This is a genomic window from Mesorhizobium sp. M7A.F.Ca.AU.002.02.1.1 (assembly GCF_003998535.1).
In the GTDB taxonomy this organism is placed as follows: domain Bacteria; phylum Pseudomonadota; class Alphaproteobacteria; order Rhizobiales; family Rhizobiaceae; genus Mesorhizobium; species Mesorhizobium ciceri.
Map to the genome: position 1 here is coordinate 1 of NZ_RZPB01000442.1, position 5,187 is coordinate 5,187.

General features: G+C 63.5%; 6 protein-coding genes. 4 read left to right on the top strand and 2 right to left on the bottom strand.

Features of this window, described 5'->3' with window-relative positions:
• A partial coding sequence (locus EN879_RS23535) for an FUSC family protein (protein ID WP_164774540.1) occupies window positions 1-1,254 on the top strand: 1,254 nt, incomplete at its 5' end.
• Here the strand turns inward: EN879_RS23535 and EN879_RS23540 are convergent.
• Window positions 1,251-2,375, bottom strand: a complete 1,125-nt coding sequence (locus EN879_RS23540) for a DUF2336 domain-containing protein (protein WP_063167881.1) — start codon at window positions 2,373-2,375, stop codon at window positions 1,251-1,253. The two genes, EN879_RS23535 and EN879_RS23540, sit on opposite strands and share 4 nt — an antisense overlap.
• A gap of 151 nt (window positions 2,376-2,526) precedes the next feature.
• Here EN879_RS23540 and EN879_RS23545 point away from each other — a divergent pair, with 151 nt between their 5' ends.
• Together EN879_RS23545 and EN879_RS23550 are read left to right on the top strand one after the other, a co-directional pair.
• On the top strand, window positions 2,527-2,979 hold the full coding sequence (locus EN879_RS23545) for a MaoC family dehydratase (RefSeq protein WP_063167880.1): 453 nt from the start codon (window positions 2,527-2,529) through the stop codon (window positions 2,977-2,979).
• 2 nt (window positions 2,980-2,981) lie between these two features.
• Window positions 2,982-3,863, top strand: a complete 882-nt coding sequence (locus EN879_RS23550; protein ID WP_063170219.1) for a CoA ester lyase — start codon at window positions 2,982-2,984, stop codon at window positions 3,861-3,863.
• 7 nt (window positions 3,864-3,870) lie between these two features.
• Here the strand turns inward: EN879_RS23550 and EN879_RS23555 are convergent, their stop codons facing one another.
• Window positions 3,871-4,545, bottom strand: coding sequence for an isoprenylcysteine carboxylmethyltransferase family protein (locus EN879_RS23555; protein ID WP_013531970.1), 675 nt, complete (start codon window positions 4,543-4,545; stop codon window positions 3,871-3,873).
• A 398-nt stretch (window positions 4,546-4,943) separates the two neighbouring features.
• Here EN879_RS23555 and EN879_RS23560 point away from each other — a divergent pair.
• Window positions 4,944-5,187, top strand: a 244-nt coding sequence (locus EN879_RS23560) for a TetR/AcrR family transcriptional regulator (RefSeq protein ID WP_164774541.1), incomplete at its 3' end; no start/stop codon positions are given.

Genomic DNA, 5,187 nt, shown 5'->3' on the forward strand with positions numbered 1-5,187 from the left:
ATTCCGGTGCGTTCGGAGTTGCAAGCCCTTGTCGGTGAAATGGCCGCGAAGCCCGGCGCGCTGGACGACACCACGCCTTGGGTGGCGCGGCTCGACACCATCTCGGCCAAGGCCCGGCAAATGCCCGATGCCTCGACCGACCAGGGCGACGACAGGGTCGGCACGATCACCCGCCTGACCATTGCCGCCGATTTCGCCGATGCGCTCAAGCAGGTGCTGCGCGGCCTCGATGCCCTGCGTGCGCCTGCCACGCGCCCGGCCAGGGGCAGCAGGCAGCCTGCGCTGGTGGTGCATCGCGATTACGCCGGCGCATCGCGCAACGCGGTGCGCGCTGCCCTTGCGACGCTGCTGGTCGCGGCCTTCTGGTTGACGACGAAATGGTCGGAAGCCGCCGGCACGGTCATTCTCGTCGCCGTCGTGTCGAGCCTGTTTGCTGCTCGCCCCGACCCTGTGCAGGTCGCCTGGGGTTTCTTCAAGGGAACGCTTCTGGCGCTGCCCTTTGCCTTTCTCGTCGGCCAGATCGCATTGCCCGCCCTGCCCGGCTTCGGCTGGTTCATGCTGTTTGTCGTGCCGATCCTGGTGCCGACGGCGCTGGCCATGGCCAATCCACGCTATGTCGGCGTTGCGACGGCTTTCGCCATCAACTTTCTCGCCTTCCTCAGTCCGCACCAGGCGATGACCTACGATCCCGGACCCTTCTTCGCCGGTTCGGCGTCGATCCTGGTCGGCATCCTGCTGGCGATCGGTGTCTTCATCGTCGTGCTGCCGGCCGATCCTTGGCTCGCGGCCAACCGCATCGTGCGCGCCATGCGTGAGGATCTGGCGCGGCTTTGCCTGCATGAGCGGGTGCCGAGGCGGTCGGCCTTCGAGAGCCTCGCCTACGACCGCATCAACCAATTGATGCCGCTGGTGCAGAATGCCGGTCAGAAAGGCGATGCGGTTCTGGGCGGCGGCGTCGCCGCCGTCACCGTCGGCCTGGAGGTCCTTCGGCTGCGCGATGCGAGCCAGAGCCATGCCATCCCATCCGAGACCGCGCTTTCGATCGCCAACTTCCTGAGAGGGCTGGCGCGCGAACTGCTCTTCCGCGCCCCCGGCGATCCGCAGACATCAACCGTCACCGTCGCCCGGCAATATGCGGCTGGTATTGCCCAGCGAAACGGTACCGGGGAATTGCTGCAGATCGCGGCATCGTTGCGCATCATCGCCGCCGCGATGGAGGATTTTCCGGATTTTTTCGCCAGGGATAAAGGCTAGGCGGCCGCTATCGCCAGCGCGTGGCCGCGTGCGTTTTCGCGCAGCGCGTCGAGATGGATCGACTTGACCAAGGCGGCGAGATCACCCTCGGCGGATTGACCGCCCACTTCCTTGAGCATCAGCCAGCTTACCTCCTGCACACCGGCGACGCGCTTGCCGTTGGCGACCTCGCGCCAGATCTTCAGCGCACGCAGGATGATGGCGTGCGTGGCGCCGGCGAGCCCGGCGCTGCGGAACAATGCCTGCAAAGCCACGTCGTGCCCGCCGGCCAGCAGCGCCCTAACCCTTTGTTCGGACTGCTGGCTGAGCGCAACCAGTGCCGAGCCGAAGAAATCGACCTTGCCATGCGCGATGGTGCGGATGAGGAAGCTCGCGGTGAGGTCGCCACGCAGCCTGAGATGCTCGATCAGGGCCGCATGTTCTTCCGTGCGCGTGCCTTCGATCAGCGTCACCGAAGCCTTGACGCAGGCGTCGCGCATGACGCGGTCGGCTCGCGCCGCGCCCATCATCGCCATCACCAGTGGCGACGTTTTCAGCATTTCGCCAAGCTTGACGAGCAGCATATGCCGGCAGTCGGCCGGCAGCCTGACATCCGATATCAGCGCCTCGCGCACCAGCGGCAGGTGCCCATGCCGTTCGGCCATGCGGCGGAAGCTGAGCGAGGCGATGTCGGCGCCGCTGTTGGCGAGCAGCACGGCGCAGGCGTCCGCCTCGCCGATCTCGGCGATGGCCGCCGACAGCGCCATCGAGACGAGCGGCCGGTCTGCGATCAGTTTTTGCGTCGCCTTCGGACTCGAAGCCACGCGGTTGATCAGGTCGGCGTCGGTGAGCAGCGGCGAGCGCGCCAGCACCACGCCGGCGACTTCCGGCTGGTCGGAGGCCAGCACGCTGATGATCTGCATTGGCGCGTGTTGGCTCATCGACAGCGCCTCGGCCATCGCCAGCCGCACCTTTGACGAGGCATCGTCGAGCAACAGTGTCAGCGCCGCCTCTGCGGCGCAGCGGTCCTCGAAGGGCAATTCGGAATTGATGTAGGCTCGGGCCAGAGCGCTCGCCGCCGCGGCGCGCTCCGACACCTTGGCCGTGTAGATCCATTTCAGGAAATGCGAAACAACAACCATGCCCGCCTGCTTACGCCCCTTGCCGGAAGGTTCCGACCCCACTGACGACCGTAGGCAGAATTGGTTTACGAACCGTTCACCATGTTCATTAACTGGCTTGCGAGGCTGATTTGCAGCGCCTATCAACCGTCAAGCACCTGAGGAGAGAGAAATGGCCGGACTTTATCTCGAAGAGTTCGTCGTCGGCCATGTCTTCCAGCACACGCTGCGCAAGACCGTTACCGAAAGCGACAACATGCTGTTTTCGGTGATGACGCTGAACCCGCAGCCGCTGCACATCGACTTCGATTTCGCCACCAAGAGCGAATGGGGCAAGCCGCTGGTCAATTCGCTGTTCACGCTCGGGCTGATGATCGGCATTTCGGTCAATGACATCACCGTCGGCACCACGGTGGCCAATCTCGGCATGAAGGAAACCGTGTTTCCGCATCCGGTCTTCCATGGCGATACCGTTCGCGTCGAAACGACAGTCATCTCGGTGCGCGAGTCCAGGTCGAAGCCCGATCGCGGCATCGTCGAATTCGAGCATCGCGCCTACAACCAGCATGGCGATCTCGTCGCCAAATGCACCAGGCAAGCCATGATGCTGAAGAAGCCGGCCTGATCATGCGCTCGCTGCTGTTCGTCCCCGGTGATTCCGAGAGGAAGCTGGAAAAGGGTTTTGGTGCCGGCGCCGACGTGGTCATCGTCGACCTCGAGGATTCCGTGGCGCCGCACAACAAGGCGCTGGCGCGCGTCGTAGCGGCGCGCTTCATCCTGGAACGCAGGGCACAAACGACTTCCGCCATCTATGTCAGGGTCAATGACCTCGCGACCGGGCTGACGGATGACGATCTGGCGGCGCTGGTTCCGGCGAAACCCGACGGCATCATGCTGCCCAAGTCGAACGGCGGCCAGGATGTGCAGCACCTGTCGGCAAAACTCAGGGTGCGCGAGGCCGAAAAAGGCCTGGCCGACGGCGCGATCAAGATCCTGCCGATCATCACCGAAACGCCGGCAGGCGTGCTGGCGGCGGCAACCTATGCCGGGACCAGCGCGCGGCTTGCCGGGCTCACCTGGGGCGCGGAAGACCTGTCGGCGGCGCTCGGCGCGCGCAGCGCCCGCGACGAGCATGGCCGCTACACGGACGTGTTCCGTCATGCTCGCACCATGACCATACTCGCCGCCGGTGCGGCGGAGGTCGCGGCGATCGACACCGTCTTCCCAAATTTTCGCGACATGGCGGCCTTCGCCGCGGAGTGCGCCGAGGCCGAACGCGATGGCTTCACCGGCAAGATGGCGATCCACCCCGATCAGGTGCCGGTCATCAACGCAGCCTTCACGCCGTCGGCCGAGGCGGTGAGACAATCGGCGGCAATCGTTGCTGCGTTCGCGGCAGCGGGAAGCCCCGGCGTCGTCGCTATCGACGGCAAGATGTTCGACCGCCCGCACCTGCGGCTGGCCGAGCGGCTTCTGGCGCGGGCGAAGGCGGCAGGTGTTTCCGCCTGAGCGCCTGCTACCAAACCAATGGAATCAGGCGGTAACGGACCCGGGCCACATAGTCGTCATAGCCGCGCAGACCGGCGCGAAGCGTTTTCTCTTCGATGAAGGTGCGGATGGCCAAGAGAACGACGAGCACGAGCACCGACGCCAGCCCCCACCAGGAACCAAGCAGAAGTGCCGTGCCGGCGAAGAAGAGGATGGCGCCGGCATACATAGGATGGCGGACGTAGCTGTAAGGCCCGGTGGAGATCACACGTTGTCCGCGTTCGTCCTGGATCTTGACCACGGGCGCCGCAAAACTGTTCTCCAGCATCGTCAGATAGCAGATCCAGATTCCGAGCAGCAGGACCAGTGCGCCGACCACCTGCACCCAGACGGGAACCGCCGACCAGCCGAAACGCACGTCGAATCCCATGAATATCTGAGAACCAAAGATGGCGAGCAGAAGTATGGACAGCAGCACCTTGTCGGCCGCGTCCTGATTCTTCTGGATGGGAGAGCTCAGCCGCTCATTCATCAGACCGGGATCGCGCCTCGCCAGCGCCACGCCCAAGGTGAGACTGAGGCCCACCATCCCCACCAGATAGACCCAGGCCCCCGGCCAATGCAGCGTGCCGGCCGACAGGAAGAGCAAGGCGCCCATGGCGACGAACCAGACGAATGTCTGAAGAACCAATTTCGCGATCATGATCGACCTGCCTTGATATCCGCTGATGATTGGTATTTTAGACCATTGGTCTACCATACAGACCACTGGTCTATAGTTCAAGCGAACCTTCGACCCGAGGCTCCGAACTCCAGCTTAACAAAAGGCTTGCGGCAGTCGGTTGTGTTGGCGGCTTTTTGCCGGGCAGCCTTCCACGATAGGAATTTTTTCTTGACTCGGTGATCTCAGCTATGGTACATTTTTGCCCATGGTGCTGATTTGCGCCAGTGACCCGCCGCACAGGCGGGTTTTTCGTTTGATGCTCCGTCAGCCAACGCGCAAGCGGAGACTCCGAAGGGACCCGTTAACCCGAAATCCGTTGCCCTGGCTGCCGACGTCGGGACTGGACGGGAGCAGCCATCACGTGCAGAAAGTTCGTCATGCCCCGTGTCATCAAGCATCCAGAACTCAGGCGAGAAGAACTTCTGGATCATGCCCAGACCCTGTTCCTGACCCAAGGCTATGACAAAGCGAGCCTCAATGACGTGATTGCGTCCGCCGGCATCTCGAAGGGTGCTTTCTATCATTACTTCCCCTCCAAGGAGGCTCTCCTGGAGGCATTGGCCGATCGCTTTGCAAAACAGGCACTGGCTGGGGTCCAGGACATACTCCACGATCCCGGCC